Source organism: Maribacter sp. 4G9 (genome assembly GCF_002742265.1).
Classification (GTDB): Bacteria; Bacteroidota; Bacteroidia; order Flavobacteriales; family Flavobacteriaceae; genus Maribacter.
This window is the reverse complement of the sequence record NZ_MDGL01000160.1, coordinates 1-14,376: the sequence shown is the minus strand read 5'-3', so window position 1 is coordinate 14,376 and position 14,376 is coordinate 1. Positions and strand designations below refer to the sequence as shown.

At 34.9% G+C, this 14,376-nt stretch carries 21 protein-coding genes; 5 read left to right on the top strand and 16 right to left on the bottom strand.

The annotated features are described in order from the left end of the window. The first annotated feature begins 21 nt into the window (after positions 1-21). The 4 genes from BFP75_RS16170 to BFP75_RS22445 all read left to right on the top strand — a co-directional run bounded on the left by BFP75_RS16170 (position 22) and on the right by BFP75_RS22445 (position 2,319). Positions 22-711 carry a DUF4238 domain-containing protein gene (locus BFP75_RS16170; RefSeq protein ID WP_240531813.1) on the top strand — a complete coding sequence of 230 codons (690 nt, stop codon included), beginning with the start codon at positions 22-24 and terminating at the stop codon, positions 709-711. A gap of 415 nt (positions 712-1,126) precedes the next feature. Beyond that, positions 1,127-1,498, top strand: a complete 372-nt coding sequence (locus BFP75_RS16165) for an ArsR/SmtB family transcription factor (protein ID WP_099546399.1) — start codon at positions 1,127-1,129, stop codon at positions 1,496-1,498. A 12-nt stretch (positions 1,499-1,510) separates the two neighbouring features. Further along, positions 1,511-2,113 carry a mercuric transport protein MerTP gene (gene merTP, locus BFP75_RS16160; RefSeq protein WP_099546398.1) on the top strand — a complete coding sequence of 201 codons (603 nt, stop codon included), beginning with the start codon at positions 1,511-1,513 and terminating at the stop codon, positions 2,111-2,113. After that, complete coding sequence (locus BFP75_RS22445; protein ID WP_099546397.1) at positions 2,113-2,319, top strand: GDCCVxC domain-containing (seleno)protein; 207 nt, start codon at positions 2,113-2,115, stop codon at positions 2,317-2,319. Before merTP ends, BFP75_RS22445 begins: the two co-directional genes overlap by 1 nt. A 748-nt stretch (positions 2,320-3,067) precedes the next feature. On the opposite strand, the gene BFP75_RS16145 is transcribed toward BFP75_RS22445, so the two are convergent. The 8 genes from BFP75_RS16145 to BFP75_RS16110 all read right to left on the bottom strand — a co-directional run bounded on the left by BFP75_RS16145 (position 3,068) and on the right by BFP75_RS16110 (position 6,916). Further along, a complete protein-coding gene (locus tag BFP75_RS16145; RefSeq protein WP_123803493.1) occupies positions 3,068-3,415 on the bottom strand; it encodes a hypothetical protein in 348 nt (115 codons plus the stop codon). A gap of 17 nt (positions 3,416-3,432) precedes the next feature. Continuing rightward, positions 3,433-3,738, bottom strand: a complete 306-nt coding sequence (locus BFP75_RS16140) for a hypothetical protein (RefSeq protein ID WP_099546394.1) — start codon at positions 3,736-3,738, stop codon at positions 3,433-3,435. Between the two features lie 3 nt (positions 3,739-3,741). Then, on the bottom strand, positions 3,742-3,975 hold the full coding sequence (locus BFP75_RS16135; RefSeq protein ID WP_099546393.1) for a hypothetical protein: 234 nt from the start codon (positions 3,973-3,975) through the stop codon (positions 3,742-3,744). An 18-nt stretch (positions 3,976-3,993) separates the two neighbouring features. Beyond that, positions 3,994-4,509 carry a hypothetical protein gene (locus BFP75_RS16130; RefSeq protein ID WP_099546392.1) on the bottom strand — a complete coding sequence of 172 codons (516 nt, stop codon included), beginning with the start codon at positions 4,507-4,509 and terminating at the stop codon, positions 3,994-3,996. A gap of 3 nt (positions 4,510-4,512) precedes the next feature. Then, on the bottom strand, positions 4,513-4,986 hold the full coding sequence (locus BFP75_RS16125; RefSeq protein WP_099546391.1) for an aspartate-ammonia lyase: 474 nt from the start codon (positions 4,984-4,986) through the stop codon (positions 4,513-4,515). Between the two features lie 23 nt (positions 4,987-5,009). Further along, on the bottom strand, positions 5,010-5,483 hold the full coding sequence (locus BFP75_RS16120; RefSeq protein ID WP_099546390.1) for a hypothetical protein: 474 nt from the start codon (positions 5,481-5,483) through the stop codon (positions 5,010-5,012). Positions 5,484-5,579: 96 nt separating this feature from the next. Beyond that, a complete protein-coding gene (locus BFP75_RS16115) occupies positions 5,580-6,269 on the bottom strand; it encodes a LytR/AlgR family response regulator transcription factor (RefSeq protein ID WP_099546389.1) in 690 nt (229 codons plus the stop codon). Further along, positions 6,266-6,916 carry a sensor histidine kinase gene (locus BFP75_RS16110; RefSeq protein WP_165776621.1) on the bottom strand — a complete coding sequence of 217 codons (651 nt, stop codon included), beginning with the start codon at positions 6,914-6,916 and terminating at the stop codon, positions 6,266-6,268. The genes BFP75_RS16115 and BFP75_RS16110 overlap by 4 nt, the downstream gene beginning before the upstream one ends. 507 nt (positions 6,917-7,423) lie before the next feature. On the opposite strand from BFP75_RS16110, the gene BFP75_RS16105 reads away from it, so the two are divergent. Beyond that, complete coding sequence (locus BFP75_RS16105; protein ID WP_099546387.1) at positions 7,424-8,482, top strand: alpha/beta hydrolase; 1,059 nt, start codon at positions 7,424-7,426, stop codon at positions 8,480-8,482. A 49-nt stretch (positions 8,483-8,531) separates the two neighbouring features. On the opposite strand, the gene BFP75_RS16100 is transcribed toward BFP75_RS16105, so the two are convergent. The 8 genes from BFP75_RS16100 to BFP75_RS16065 form a co-directional block, all read right to left on the bottom strand. Further along, positions 8,532-9,506, bottom strand: coding sequence for an alpha/beta hydrolase family protein (locus tag BFP75_RS16100; RefSeq protein ID WP_099546386.1), 975 nt, complete (start codon positions 9,504-9,506; stop codon positions 8,532-8,534). A gap of 148 nt (positions 9,507-9,654) precedes the next feature. Beyond that, a complete protein-coding gene (locus BFP75_RS16095; protein WP_099546385.1) occupies positions 9,655-10,527 on the bottom strand; it encodes an alpha/beta hydrolase in 873 nt (290 codons plus the stop codon). A gap of 241 nt (positions 10,528-10,768) precedes the next feature. Then, positions 10,769-11,158, bottom strand: a complete 390-nt coding sequence (locus tag BFP75_RS16090) for a type II toxin-antitoxin system HigA family antitoxin (protein WP_099546384.1) — start codon at positions 11,156-11,158, stop codon at positions 10,769-10,771. Positions 11,159-11,208: 50 nt separating this feature from the next. Further along, positions 11,209-11,502 carry a type II toxin-antitoxin system HigB family toxin gene (locus tag BFP75_RS16085; protein ID WP_099546383.1) on the bottom strand — a complete coding sequence of 98 codons (294 nt, stop codon included), beginning with the start codon at positions 11,500-11,502 and terminating at the stop codon, positions 11,209-11,211. Between the two features lie 174 nt (positions 11,503-11,676). Then, positions 11,677-12,153, bottom strand: a complete 477-nt coding sequence (locus BFP75_RS16080; protein WP_099546382.1) for a hypothetical protein — start codon at positions 12,151-12,153, stop codon at positions 11,677-11,679. 271 nt (positions 12,154-12,424) lie between these two features. Then, positions 12,425-12,997, bottom strand: a complete 573-nt coding sequence (locus BFP75_RS16075) for a TIGR00730 family Rossman fold protein (RefSeq protein ID WP_099546381.1) — start codon at positions 12,995-12,997, stop codon at positions 12,425-12,427. Between the two features lie 19 nt (positions 12,998-13,016). Further along, entirely contained in the window at positions 13,017-13,415 is a 399-nt protein-coding gene (locus BFP75_RS16070; protein ID WP_099546380.1) for an NUDIX hydrolase, read from the bottom strand. 195 nt (positions 13,416-13,610) lie between these two features. Next, a complete protein-coding gene (locus BFP75_RS16065; RefSeq protein WP_099546379.1) occupies positions 13,611-14,132 on the bottom strand; it encodes a hypothetical protein in 522 nt (173 codons plus the stop codon). Positions 14,133-14,376 lie beyond the last annotated feature (244 nt).

Genomic DNA, 14,376 nt, shown 5'->3' with positions numbered 1-14,376 from the left:
TGAAAATTCATTATTTCATGTATGGCTAAAAACGAACCCATCAAGCAACATTACATACCACGGTCTTACCTGAAAAATTTTGGTGTTGAAGGTAATAACGGCAACTATTTTGTTGATGCTTACAGATTGGAAGATGATTTGCTTCTTGAACAGATTAGTACAAAAAGTATTTGCTTTCAGAAAAATCTTTATACGATTCCGAATGCCGAGATTGATAGGAAATACGATTTGGAATATCATTATGCCGAACACGTCGATTCTGAATTCCCTAAGATTTATAAACTACTTGTCGATGAAAATGTGAAGATATTGACCTCTGAGCAAAAAAGGCAAGTACTATACGTCTGCCTATCCCTTTATTTTAGAACCCCGAGGTTTCTTAATCATCAGAACGCATTTACCGACCAAATTTTAGATAGAATGTTATTGTACGCCGACGAAAACGGCGATGTGAAATTTACATTTGAAGAAGAAAAGCACGAATTCAATATTAAGGATATTGGTAAAGTTAGACACGAATTTAAAGAGCGTAACAGGATTAAATTCTTGGTTCAACATTTGGAAAAATGGAAAGAATTTGTGGATTTCAAATATGATTGTACTATAAATGTCCACCGAATCAATGATGAGGATGCACCATTAATTACTTGCGATAATCCGGTATCAATACGCGGCGTAAAATCAACTCGATTCGATAGAACGACATTTTGAAATTCAATCGAGTTACGAGGATTCTGAAAATGGGGAACAATTTGTTGAAAAGGCAAAGTACAAGTTAGAGCAACTTCAGAAATTTACCGAACTTTTTGAAAAAAAGGGATTAACTTCAAAAGAAACCGTTGGTCAACTGAGAAAAATGCTAAGTCATGAATATTTCAAAGATGAAGACCAACTTATTCAAATGAAAAGGCTACTTATTGCTGCCGGACATTGGAATCAGAATCCGAAATAGAAATATCATAGTCCCTTATTTTTTTCACTGGTGCTACAAAAACTCGGTAGGCATTCGTCTATAAAAACTAAAACAAAGAACCAATCCAACTTCCTAAATAATATGTCTACAGTTTTAGTATATAAGTATTTGCTTAAATAATGATATATTTGTAGACGCGTTAAGTTAAAATTGATGAGCTTGGAAATAACCTGTACCCGGAATGAAGCCGACCATAAACAAATATCACGGTGCAAGAGGACAATAGAAAATTCTTCCGATAGTTTTAAGGCCATGAGCAAAATTTTGGCCCTTGCCGGAAGTGAGGTACGACTGAAAATCCTATTTCTTTTGAACATAGAAAATGAATTGTGTCCTTGCGATATTGCTGACATTCTTGAAATGAGTGTCCCCGCGGTATCCCAACATATCCGTAAAATGAAGGATGCAGGAATTATCACATCGAGACGTGAAGGTCAAACATTATATTATTCGTTGGTAAAGAGTGAGGATAATACTTTAAATGGAATTTTCAGTTCAATTTCGATAAGAAAGAAAACAGCTTAGAAAGTTTAAATTATGGCATCGAATAATACTTCAAACACCGCGGCCTATACCAGTATTTTTACCGCAGTTGCAGCATCAATATGCTGTATTACCCCTGTCTTGGCACTGATTGCTGGAACAAGCGGCATTGCATCTACCTTTTCCTGGGTCGAGCCGTTTAGACCCTATTTTATCGGCTTGACCATTATTGTTTTGGTATTTGCATGGTATCAGAAATTACGGCCAAAAACAAAGGAAGAAATAGATTGTGCCTGTGACGATGATGCGAAACCTACATTTTGGCAATCCAAACAATTTTTGTTCATCGTAACCGTATTTTCGGGATTGATGCTGGCCTTCCCGTACTATTCCAACTTATTTTATGCACAGCCCACAAAGGACATCGTCTATGTCTCTCAATCCAATATCGAAAAGCACACGTTTTATGTTGAGGGAATGACTTGTGTGGGTTGTGAGGCACACGTAGAAAGTGAAGTCAATAAGTTGGATGGAATTATTTCGGTAAAAACCAGCTACGAAAATGCCAACACCATAGTGGAATTTGACAAGACCAAAACCGATTTGCCCGCAATCAAAAAAGCCATAAACAGTACAGCTTATAAAGTAGTCAAATAATGAGACCTCAGTTAATATCAACAATTACTTGCCCAAATTGCGGGCTTGAAAAAGAAGAGGAAATGCCAACAACGGCCTGTCAATTCTTTTATGAATGTGACAATTGCAAAAAAGTCCTTAAGCCAAAAGAAGGGGATTGTTGTGTCTTTTGTTCCTACGGTACTGTCGCTTGTCCACCTATTCAGAATAACGAAGATTGTTGCTGATTGATTGCCTACACAGTTCTCTAGTAAGAGAAAACTTTTTCGGTGCATTTAAAAACAGTTCATTTTAACGGCCGTTTTTAGGGATAACTTATAAGTAGCCTGGCAAATATAAATACCCAGTTCTATTTCCCGTTCTTTTTAGTAGTATCGTTAATTGACGTTTTAAGGAACTAATAGTGATTGTCAATTTTAACTCTACTGTATGGTTGCGGTACGGTAAATTGGGAAGGAATTCACCCATCCTTTTATTAAACTTTCAAGATTATGAATTTAATCTATTGTTGAGGAATTCCATGAAAGCTCTTAATAATCTATTCTCCTCACTTTTAACAAAATTCAGTAATCCAATAATTAGAATTGGAAACAAGAATAAGGCAATCAATAAAACAGGGAATTCTATTTTTAGGAAACTTTGAAGTATTAAAACCAAGACAGGTAGAACTATCATAAGCACCAGAAGAAAAGACTTCTTATTCGTTTTCAGTTTGATTTCTGTTTTTGAATCCTCCATCTCAGCCAAACTCCCGTAAAAAATAATATCACTTTTAGTATTTGGATAGTTCGTGTCAAATACCAAATTAGTTCCAAACGAAAAATTTAAACTTATCACGAAGCTGTTTTCAGACAGCCATTTGAAGTAAAACTTTTTGTGGCCGTCATTCAATAGTTCTTTCAAATCCACTAAACTTATTTTCACTCCAAGATTTTCCGTTCGGTTATTGAATAATGACTGAAGTCTCATCCTTTATTATACTTTATTACTTGATTCTTCACTACTTAGAGAGTATTTATCGTGTTGTTCAAATTCGCTGTACTTTTTCCAAATAAAAATTAAACTTGTTACAACGTTGAAAATAACGAGTAATAATGTCCAGTTAGTTTTCTTTTCCTTTTGAATGTTTTTGAAGCTCCATAACCTATGAATCAAATATCCAAGTTGAATCAAAATTAAACTGGTGACAAATGGATTTTGGAACTCATAGGCAACAATATTATTTGAAATCCAGGCAATTGATTTTGGATATATAAAAGTCCACATATAAACAAGCCCAATCATAGATGGTATTGTAAGTAGAATTTTAGTGAAGTTGCTCATCCTTTTTTTGAACTTTTCTATTTATAATCTTCCATTGCCATTAAATGAAGTAAAGACCAAACTGGACTATTAACGTGGGTTATACCAAATTTCCTCAAGGCATTTGGCCCTGCATTATAAAGATCAGGATTAAGCTGTAACGCTTCAATTCCAATTATTACTTTCCCGAATCCAATGCGAGTATCTTTACCTTTTTCCCTTCCGACATAAACCGCATTTTTATTCTCTCTCAAATACTTAAATTTATTATAACCTGAAACTTGACAGAAACCTTTATCTGAAAAACGTTGTAAAATTTTGCCCAAAATTATTCTTGGATCCATCGTTTATTTTGACTTTAGATTTTTCAATGCGCCATTTACCATAATTGCTCCTGAAAGGATAATAAATCCTAAAAGTATCGGAAGTCCATAACCCGACCCGATGTATCTAAACAATGTTCTATTTTCGGTAACTGGTGTGCCTTCTATGATAACGATTAACAATTTAGTTGCAAATAGCGCAACAAGGGCTATCAAAATATATCCAACAGTCATTTGTATGTAGCAGTAGAGTTTCATCGTTTTTTTTACTTTTAATTAATCCTTTTTCAATGATTCGAATATGTCGTCGCGCATTTTCTTCAATACTGGCTCAACCTGCTTATATAGTTCTAGGAATTCAACCATATAGCTATAAGGGTCTTTGCTTTTTATTTCTCCATTGCTGTTCATTACATTGATTACATCTTTGACATCGGTCTTGGCATCAGATTCGGGATCCCAAGTTATTGTCATAGAATGACTTATGTTCGTATGTGCAAAAGCATTTCTTATTGACCCTATTCTCTGTAAACTTGAATATATTCCACCATCAATTCCTATAGATCTTAGCACCTTCAATTTTCCACCAAAATGCATTACGCTACTATTCAACAAAACATTTAAGAAAGTTCTTCTATCACTAGGTTGGAAATATTCTATAAGGATATCATCTATCAAATCTTCTATTTGAACCGAAATATTTACAACCCATCCCTGAGCTTCAATTTGGTTAAATTCTTTAAGAGACCTTTTGGTCATTTTAGTAAATCTAATTTGCTCTTCTTTGCTCATGGTTTATTTAAGTTTAAATGGTAACAGCTCCCAGTTATTTTTCTTCTTCTGATCTTCCTCAGAAAAGTCATTATGATTGAACCATCTAAAATCAACATCCTTTCTAGCAGATCCATCCTTTTTTGGGGTGTTGATATACTTTTTATAGATTTCTTCTACTCTTTCGCTTAAAGAATCATATGGGTAAATGTAATAGTCACAATTTTCTTTTTCCAATAAGTTTACAAGCACCACAAAAAGGTTCGGGTTATTCTTTCGAATTGTAATTCCTTTGTTCAATCTCCAGCCCTGCTTGTTTCCTTTTGACATAGTTTTGACTTGAATAGCGATCATTTTATTAGCCTCTAAGTCAGTTGCTAACAAATCGAATAAAGGATTGTTCTTGGGTGTCGGGATTGCCAAAACACCTCTGTATCCTAGTTCAGCACACACATAATATTCCCCCGTTACTCCGGTAATATTGTTTGAAGTTTTCATAATCGTTTATTTGAACTTTCATTTTAATCAAAAATTGACCAATCTGGATTGTGTGATCCGTATTGACCATTTAGTGGGGGAAGTTCCGCAAATCTTTTAACATAATTTTCAATACAATCTGTTTCAGCTTGCTTTGGATTCTCTTTGGGATATATTTGAATATAAAGATTATCAACATCAATCTTCTTTCTGATTCGGTAATATTTTTTTCCCATTTGAGTATGGCCAGAAGAAGCTGGTTTACCTTCTTTGGTTTGCCAGTTATCGACTAGCGCCTTTTGCAAATTTGATACCCTTTCTAATAATGGACCCTCGGTCATTCCAATATAAAGTATACCCCTAGGGTCCTCTGAAAAAAGACGTTTAATCGACCTTGCGTGTCCATTTTCAAAATAATACATTTTATAAATCCCCTTACTCGAACTGTCGGACAAAGAACTTAGATCTTTTTTAAATTTATCAGACGCTTGATTTACTTTTAAATAAATACTTCCCATCGTTTATTTGAACTTTAAGAAAGATACTAAAATAACCAAATGTCTATTATTTCCTATTCAAACTGTCGCTTAGTGAAGATACCTATAAAATCATCTTTAAATGCGATAGAGATGTTTTAACCTTTGCCTGTATGTTTGTCCAATAGGAACAAAGTGCTCTTTAATTGCTATTCTATTTCCTTCTATCACTTTTATTTTATTGATGGCCACAATAAAAGATTTATGCACTCTTAGAAAGTCAGAATCGGGCAATAAAGCTTCCAAAGAAGAAATTTTTTCGTGGTTGACAATTATTTCCTCAGTCAAAAACACCTTTGAATAATTACCATATGCTTCAACAAACAGAATATCATCGGTACTTATCTGGTGAATTTTCTTGTCGCCCTTTAAAAAAAAACTACTTTTCTGACTATCTGGCGAAGAAATTTGGTTTAGGCTATTATTTTCTGAAACTTTGTTCATTGCCTTTAAAAATCGTTCAAGTGAAAAAGGTTTTAACAAGTAATCAATAACGTCCAATTCATATCCTTGCAAGGCAAATTCTTTATGCGCAGAAGTCACGATTACTTTTGGAGGTTGTGACAATGTTTTCAATAGATCGAATCCGGAGAGCTTGGGCATATTGATATCCAAGAAAATTAGATCTACTTGAATACTATTCATGAATTGTATGGCTTCAAAAGCATCGTAGCAGTTTCCTTTCTTTTGGAGATAAGGTAAGTTTTTACAATACCCTTCGATGATTCGGTGGGCAATGGGTTCATCGTCGATAATGCAATATTTCATAGTATTTCAAGATTAAGCTGGACTTTATAAATAAATTCCTTTTTCTCTACAATCAATTCATGTCTACCTGGGTATAAATGATCCAGTCTTTTTTTCAAATTTTCTAACCCTATACCCTTACTGTGATTTGATTCCCTTTCGTCAAAACTATTTTCAATCGTACATAAGAGCTGCTTTCCTTTCGATTGCATATTAATACGAACAAAAGCATTCTCACGCATTTCCTCTACACCATGCTTAAAGGCATTTTCCAATAAATTGATAAATAACAAAGGTGCGACCTTGATACCCTCGTGAACCTCATGGGTGAATACAATTTCCACTTTTTTTTGATAGCGTATTTTGTGCAGTCCAATGTAGTTTTTGAGATAGTTGATTTCATCTTCTAATGGCACCAAATCTTCTTTTCCATTGTAGATGGTGTAACGCATCATATCAGATAATTTTAAGACCACTTCGGGGGCTTGCTCGGATTTTTCAACCACCAATCCATAAATGTTGTTCAAGGTATTGAAAAAGAAATGTGGATTGATCTGACTTTTAAGCAAAGTTAATTCTGCCTTTGCCATATCTGCCTTTAGCGTTTTCAACCAACGCCATTGCTCATAAGTCCACAAGGCAGCAAATATCGGAATCGGAATGAACATAAAATTTGTCAAATTCAATCGGTGATTTTCAGGGAGGTCAGACGTCATGTTAAAAACGTAAAAATTATAAGTGATGACCAATCCGTATATGAAAAGAATAGGGAACCTATATTTTTTAAAAAATTCGGGTAAGACAAAGTAAGCGACCCCAAGCCAGAATAGAATCAAAAGCGGGATAGTAAAAGCGCTATCCCAGATACCTTTATAATGTGGTATCGCAAGCATAACAACTAGCAACCCAAATACTGCCAATAATTTATATAGGGCCTTACGGTGTTTTGCAAAAGAACTTTTCATAAGGCAAAAATATGGATATTGATACCGGTCGTATAATCTCTTTGACCAACACTATGGATTTTGGGTCGAACATACCCTTAATTTGGTCGAATCCTATTGGCCAAAGAATCATGTCTACAGATGCGGCTTTATGGATGGTTCATCAAAATAATTTCAAACAGTCTTTCAGTGAATTTATGTTTGGCTAAAATGATAAAACTATAAATTATTATGAGAATAATCTGTAAGGTCTTAAAGTGGGTCGGTATTTCGATTGCATCGTTGTTTCTGTTAATTATTATAGCTGGTTTGGTCCTTCGTTTATTTGGAAACAAACCACAACCGCCAGGAAAGTTGGTGGACGTTGGAGGTTTCAAACTACATATAAATAGTACGGGTGAAAGAAACAACAAACCAACTTTGGTGATTGAAGCTGGCGCAGGAGCTCACAGTGAATACTATTATTGGCTAGCGGAAGGCCTTCGTGATAGTATGCGAGTCGTTCGCTATGACCGTGCCGGTATAGGTTATAGTGAACTAAGCGATGGGCCACGCGATCCCGAAACTGTTGCCCATGAACTGCACAAATTGTTGGAAAGGACAGGGGAATCACCTCCCTATATTCTGGCCGGACACTCACACGGCGGCCACTATATTCGAGTATTTAAACAATGCTATCCGAACGAAGTGGCCGCTATGGTACTAATTGATTCTGGGCATCCTGACGAACGCGAACGGCTAAAGTTGCCACCATCTCCCGATTGGTTAAATTTAATGTATTATGCGGGTGCTATTTTAGGGGATTTAGGAGTCTTAGACTTATATACATCAGTTTTCGGGAATAATGTTATGATAGCCCCCGGGGTCCCTGAGGTAGTTACCAATCGATATGACGACTACTTTTCCAGTGGTAAATATCTATGGGGTTACTTGGAAGAGCGTAAGTGGCATGGGTCATTGGAAGAAATGTCCAAAAAAGTAATGGAAACTGATAGTTCACCGATAAGGGTTTTTTCCGGAACACATTTAAACGAAAGAGCTCTTCGAAAAATGGGTTTACATCCAGAAAATATGAGAACCGAAAGGAAAAAGATGCAGGAAGAAATGGCGTCCTTATCAACAAATGGTAAGGTATTTTTCCTAGATGGAGGTCATTTTACCATTTTCACCGAAAAGAAAAATGCGGATATTATCTGCAAAGAAATCATTTTGCTTTTTAGAAGAATTGGAACGTTGATTGAAATAAAACACAATCCTTTATTTGAACTTTTACATAGTAGTACCCTTTAATTGAATACACTAGTTTTTCAGACTAAACCAATGGGTTTAATAACAAATTTTATCTTCCGTGGTATTCCATATTAGGTAAAGGCTCGTCATATTTTAAGTATTTTTCGAACCAGTCTTTTATTTCTCTGTCCACTTCCTTTCGATGCTCCAAAATCCCATGGTCTCCACCTTCGAACATTATTAATCTGTAAGGTATCCTATATTTTTCAAATTCCATTGCCAGCCTCAAGCTCTGTTCGGGTTTGACCCGCCAATCGGCATTACCGTGAAGTACCAATATTGGAACATTTTTGGGGAATTGATTTGCCCATTTGACCGCAGACCGTTTAGTTAGCTCCTTCTCTTTTGATTGTTCGTAATTCGGGACCAATTCGGCTATGACGTTGGTCTCCATTTCCGGTCGGTCTCTTATTGTCTCGAAACAATCAGAAACAGCTCCTCCGACAACGGCAACTTTGATTGCATCGGTTTTGGTCAATGCCATATAGGTCATCATTCCTCCACGACTCCATCCGTACATCCCGATTTTTTCCGTATTGGCATCATCCACTTCTTTCAAAACTTCCGTTAAGTTAAGGATATCGTTTATATCCCGGCCTCCAAACTCTTCATGTCCTTCACTTCCACCATTTCCTCTGTATTGGCTAGCGATTACCACATATCCTTCTCTTGCAATCTGTCCCAAGGTTATTGCCCCGTTGGCCGCATTGAGAGACCCAAACTCCCTGTTACCGCCCCTATTATAGATTATACAAGGGTAATTGCCTTCTTTTTTTGGTTTGGCCATAAATCCTTTTATTTTAAGGCCATCGCTCAGATAGGTTATTCCATATACATTTATGCTATCTAAATATTGGTATTTTTCTTTCCACTTCGCTTTGCCATTGGTGTCATCTATCAACCTTGGGTAAATCGGATATTTTGACCAATCTGAAATTAGACGTTCTTCAATTAATAGTTGGGGAGTTTGGGATTGACAGCTGTAGAAAAGATGTATAATTATTATGAACCGAATATATTTCATTTCTTGTACCTATTAAGCCAAATATAAGTTATTGATAATTCATTGAATTCTAATTACTTTCGGAATTACCCCCCAGTTTAAGGAGTATTAGGCATCGTTTATTTAAACTATTACAAATTTGGCAGGGTTGTCCTAGAAGCCAATGTAGTTAATGTATTTTCTCGGAAATCTTTTTTACAGTTTCGTCTGATAAATCCCTCAATGTCATTATATGGTCGGTTTCTGTTTCCCAAAATTCTTTCGGTTCTTTTGCCGAATTAAACACATTCTGACCTCTCTTGAAAGGAACATCTCTGTCCATTCGGCTATGAATAATTAGTTTTGGAATATTGTTAATTTCCGCAATGTCCCTAACTCCAACATAATCTTGATTAAACTTTTCAGGTGATTTTTTAGACTTTTCTTTGAGATATTCAACCGGTGCATAATCAATTGCCAAACTTTGTGCAGATTCCACCGTTCCATCCAATACTAATAAGTTCACTTTATTTTGATTGTCCTTAGTGATTTTAATGGCCATTGGACCGCCTAATGACATTCCATAAACTATAGTTTTTAAACTATCCCGAGCTATTTTCGTGGAAAAGTCCTTAAATGCAATTTCGGTATCTTTCATGACTCCTTTGTAATTGGGAACTCCAGTTGATTTCCCATACCCTCGCCAATCCAATGCGTAAACTCCAAATCCATTATCAGTTAAAGGTTTAATCAGATTTCGATATGTACTTACATTTCCACCTGCTCCGTGAATTAGAAAAATGTTCGCTCTTTTTTCTCCTATTGGTTTAAATTGATAAGTATATATTTTAATCGAATCTTCAACTTTTAAAGAGGATTCAAGGTAATCCAATTCGTCCATATCGTCCATTTCTTTGGTTGGGAAATAGTACAATTTAGATTCATCGTTATTGACAATCGCTTTTATCATTGGGTCGGTTTGATAAAAATATGTTCCGATTGTAATTACACCTAGTAGTAGAATTAAAAAAGCCCATCCGATAATTTTTATTATTTTCTTCATTATTTCAGTTGGTTTATTTCTTCTAAACTCCACCTTTTTTTAAACTGATAATATTTATAAATGCTGAATTGTAGAATAGTAATGATAGACTGTAAAAATGTTTCACAACGGTTTTATATAGTAACAAGCTACCGAAGTTCTTTTTTATTTATCAAATGATACTACATATCCTTTATTTGAACTTTACTACATGAGCCCTTTATTAACCAATTAAATCTATATTAGAGTTATATATGATATTTTAGGCCGACAAACCGTGATGTGTTTCTCCAACCTCGTAATCTTTTATCAATATATCAGCTGGCACGTGTAATCTTTTATTTATAGCCCTAATATGGTTTAGGGTCAATTTTCTAGTTCCACTGAAAAGTTCGGAAACCCGGGACCTACTATTTATAATCTTACCTAAATCACCTTCACTAATTCCATTCTGCTCCATCATAAATCTAATTGCTTCCAAAGGATGTGGCTCTTCTATATGGTAGTGTTCATTCTCATATTTTTCAATTACTAATGCCAATAAGTCAAACTCATCAGATTCAGGTGTTCCTTCTTCTGCATCGAATATTTTATTGAATCGTTCTAAGTACTGTCTGTACTGATTTTCGGATTTGATAATTTTGATTTCCATAACTCTAACAGTCTTTTGTTATAGTTTGAACTATAAATGTTACTATTTAACTAAAGGCTTTCTATGTTCAATTTATCATACTCTTTATGTGTGCCAATAAACCTTATAAAGGCCGCATGTTTTTGATAATTGAATTTAACGATCAATCTAAAATCGTTACGACAAATATTGAATATTATTTTACCATCCTTAACAACATCTGCCGTGTTAAATAAAGCAATCACCTCGTTAGAATTTTTAAACTCAGTGTTCTTTATAATACTGTAAAAAGCCCTTAACTGCTTTTCCGATTTTGGGTTCTTTTTCCAGAATTCAATTAAAGTGCTTTTTGAATAAATTCTCATAATCAATATGAATACCTTAAGACAAAGGTATTTATCATTTCCCAAAACGGGAAATGATAAATGTTAAAATTTTCCCGAGATGGGAAAATATGTTTAAATCAGCTGCTAGCTTATTAATCTATTTATCGCCAAGGAATTATGATATATTGTACTAACTCATCGTTTGTTTATACTTTAATAATGGATTTTTATTTTTTCTGAAATATACTTTTCAACCTGGTCTTTGTCCGTTTTACTCTTTAAAATTAGCAACACGTTATCCTTATGCGTCCGATAATTCAGTAAGAATTTTGTTTTTCCACTTCGGATCAATTCTAAATATTCAATTCGTTCAGGGTCAAACTTTTCGGTTATCATGTTTATTTTTCGAGTTTTACCTAGAGTTTTTTTCAATTGAATTATTTTTCCACTTTTCTCGTCAATATTTAATTCTGAGTGGTAAATCCATGCTGCGAATCGGTAAAGCATATAACCTATCCAAGTCAAAAATGCTACAAAAATTCCAACGCCAATTCCAAGAAAATAAATCAAAAGAAACAATGTAGTAGAAGTCCAAATTATCATTTCTTTCCACTTGAAAGGAATTTGATTGCTCAAAGTATGAACATGTCCATTTTTGGAAATCCTAAAGTAGTCCTCTTTTTCGTTCAAATTAATCGTTTTTTTGAACTTTTATGTTTCGGGATTACACTACCCTAGTTTGGTAGGTAATCATCGTTTTATTGAATTTTATGAATTAACCTGAAATCATAGGCCAAACGAACTCCTTTATTATCGCCCATAATACAATCCCAACTAGAATACCGATAAAGAAACTACGTTGTCGTTTTTTTGATTCTTCTTTTTTCATATTTAACGTTTATTTGAACTTTGGTTTGTTATGCCAAAATAATCCACAAAGGTTCTTGCATATGTAGGTCGATTATTTATCAATCCATTTTACGACATCAGGGGCCCTATAGTTTTTCATGGCAGTCAACAACGCTTGTATGTTCTCTTCGGCCAAAATCATTTTTAGGTTCTCATATTTTAAGAAACCTTGATTTACCATGTTTTCCATAAACTTCAAAAGTGTATCATAAAATTGATTCACATTGAGAATGGCCATAGGCTTTTTATGAAGCCCCAATTGAGCCCAAGTAAGCATTTCAAAAAACTCCTCCAGGGTCCCAAATCCACCTGGCAGAGCTATAACACCGTCGCTAAGTTCATTCATCTTGGTCTTCCTTTCGTGCATTGAATCCACTAAAATAAGTTCACTAAGTCCATCATGTGCTAATTCCTTGGCTTGTAAAAAACGGGGAAGTACACCAATAGCGGTTCCTCCTGAATCTAATACTCCATCGGCCACAGCTCCCATAAGACCTACTGACGCTCCCCCATAAATAAGTCTTATATTGTTTTCTGCTAAGGCGATGCCAAGTGATTTGGCTGAGTGAAGGTATAATTCATTTTCTCCTGAACTTGACCCACAAAAAACAGTAACACTATTCATAGAATTGGTTATTTGAATATTAGTTGATCTCACCAATTTCTGCTAGGTGGCCAAAAATAATCTTATCAACCTCAGATATGAGGTCTATATCTTTTAAATTTAACCATTTGATTTCCTCAATCTCACTGTTTGCTGTCAAATCCCCTTTATATTTTGCTTTATAGCAAGTCATTTTCACAAGTACCCCATCCTTTGCTCCGTCTGACTGTGCTTTAAAAGTTCCTACGTATTCCAAAGTTCCTGGAATTACATCTACAGAAAGCTCTTCCTTAATTTCACGTATCAATGTTTGTTCATCTGTCTCGTTCTTTTCCCTTTTACCACCTGGGATATAGTATTTCGTTCTACCTATTGATTTTGTACTCAATATTTTATGCTCTTTGATTTCGATAAGCGCTATTTTGTCAATTTCAGTCATTTCTACAATCGTTTATTTAAACTTTTCATTGTCACATCGTTTGCTAGAAAGACGTATCAATATAATACATGAGTAAAACTATAAGTACTAGAATTACTATACCAATATAAACCGGAATACTGTCCTTGTGGTGTTTCCAAATCATCTTTCTTAATTTATCATCATCAAACCTCATACAATCGTTTTATTGAACGTTTAGATTATCCAATCAGTTTTTGGGTGAACTGTTTTTTTATCAATTTTTCCATTAAGAGCTAATAACTCCTTACACAGGTTTGATAGTCTTCCAATGCTGCTGGCGTCCAACTTCAGAAAATCCTTATCATCTACATCATAATAGGGTTTTACCGATTTATTCTCATGGTTCACTATGTTTCCCTTTTTTAGCTCCGAAAGAAAACTAGTTATACTCTCTTTTCGGTTTGGCAATAATTTGCCTCCAGCGTGAGCAAAACAATGTCTTATGTAAGTGAAATTAAGAAATTCCAGTTCCCCATAATGCTTATCTATGCCTGGCCATGGTTTTCCTTTTTCCTTACTCAATTCATGTTCCATTCTTGAAATATGCGTAACAATCGTGCCACCTAAAATTTGATTCTTACCAATTTCCATATCCTCATCAAAAAGCTCTTTTACGTTTGCTTCAGTGGATTTTAAAAATGTTGCTATAGAAATTGTAGTCCATGAAAAGTAGTGATGTAAATCATTATATAGCATAGGTTGTATCTATAATTTTTACTTTAAATGTATTACAACAAGGACTAATAAAATAAATATTTCTATTGACTTAGGTACTTAATCAATAACGATAGAAGTAGTAAATTCGGGGAAACAAACATCAAGAACATGGAGCAAAGATTCAAGAGCATGTCCCTTTTCGACTTTATGGAGAAATTCCCGGACACGGACAGCTGCCTGTCGCATCTGGCCTGGCTAAAGTGGGACGGGGGCTACAGGTGCC

Excerpts from the sequence above, each read along its gene's own strand:
- BFP75_RS16170 (WP_240531813.1), top strand. The coding sequence starts at position 22 with ATGGCTAAAAACGAACCCATCAAGCAACATTACATACCACGGTCTTAC.
- BFP75_RS16165 (WP_099546399.1), top strand. The coding sequence starts at position 1,127 with ATGAGCTTGGAAATAACCTGTACCCGGAATGAAGCCGACCATAAACAA.
- merTP (WP_099546398.1), top strand. The coding sequence starts at position 1,511 with ATGGCATCGAATAATACTTCAAACACCGCGGCCTATACCAGTATTTTT.
- BFP75_RS22445 (WP_099546397.1), top strand. The coding sequence starts at position 2,113 with ATGAGACCTCAGTTAATATCAACAATTACTTGCCCAAATTGCGGGCTT.
- BFP75_RS16145 (WP_123803493.1), bottom strand. The coding sequence starts at position 3,415 with ATGAGCAACTTCACTAAAATTCTACTTACAATACCATCTATGATTGGG.
- BFP75_RS16140 (WP_099546394.1), bottom strand. The coding sequence starts at position 3,738 with ATGGATCCAAGAATAATTTTGGGCAAAATTTTACAACGTTTTTCAGAT.
- BFP75_RS16135 (WP_099546393.1), bottom strand. The coding sequence starts at position 3,975 with ATGAAACTCTACTGCTACATACAAATGACTGTTGGATATATTTTGATA.
- BFP75_RS16130 (WP_099546392.1), bottom strand. The coding sequence starts at position 4,509 with ATGAGCAAAGAAGAGCAAATTAGATTTACTAAAATGACCAAAAGGTCT.
- BFP75_RS16125 (WP_099546391.1), bottom strand. The coding sequence starts at position 4,986 with ATGAAAACTTCAAACAATATTACCGGAGTAACGGGGGAATATTATGTG.
- BFP75_RS16120 (WP_099546390.1), bottom strand. The coding sequence starts at position 5,483 with ATGGGAAGTATTTATTTAAAAGTAAATCAAGCGTCTGATAAATTTAAA.
- BFP75_RS16115 (WP_099546389.1), bottom strand. The coding sequence starts at position 6,269 with ATGAAATATTGCATTATCGACGATGAACCCATTGCCCACCGAATCATC.
- BFP75_RS16110 (WP_165776621.1), bottom strand. The coding sequence starts at position 6,916 with ATGTTCATTCCGATTCCGATATTTGCTGCCTTGTGGACTTATGAGCAA.
- BFP75_RS16105 (WP_099546387.1), top strand. The coding sequence starts at position 7,424 with ATGAGAATAATCTGTAAGGTCTTAAAGTGGGTCGGTATTTCGATTGCA.
- BFP75_RS16100 (WP_099546386.1), bottom strand. The coding sequence starts at position 9,506 with ATGAAATATATTCGGTTCATAATAATTATACATCTTTTCTACAGCTGT.
- BFP75_RS16095 (WP_099546385.1), bottom strand. The coding sequence starts at position 10,527 with ATGAAGAAAATAATAAAAATTATCGGATGGGCTTTTTTAATTCTACTA.
- BFP75_RS16090 (WP_099546384.1), bottom strand. The coding sequence starts at position 11,158 with ATGGAAATCAAAATTATCAAATCCGAAAATCAGTACAGACAGTACTTA.
- BFP75_RS16085 (WP_099546383.1), bottom strand. The coding sequence starts at position 11,502 with ATGAGAATTTATTCAAAAAGCACTTTAATTGAATTCTGGAAAAAGAAC.
- BFP75_RS16075 (WP_099546381.1), bottom strand. The coding sequence starts at position 12,997 with ATGAATAGTGTTACTGTTTTTTGTGGGTCAAGTTCAGGAGAAAATGAA.
- BFP75_RS16070 (WP_099546380.1), bottom strand. The coding sequence starts at position 13,415 with ATGACTGAAATTGACAAAATAGCGCTTATCGAAATCAAAGAGCATAAA.
- BFP75_RS16065 (WP_099546379.1), bottom strand. The coding sequence starts at position 14,132 with ATGCTATATAATGATTTACATCACTACTTTTCATGGACTACAATTTCT.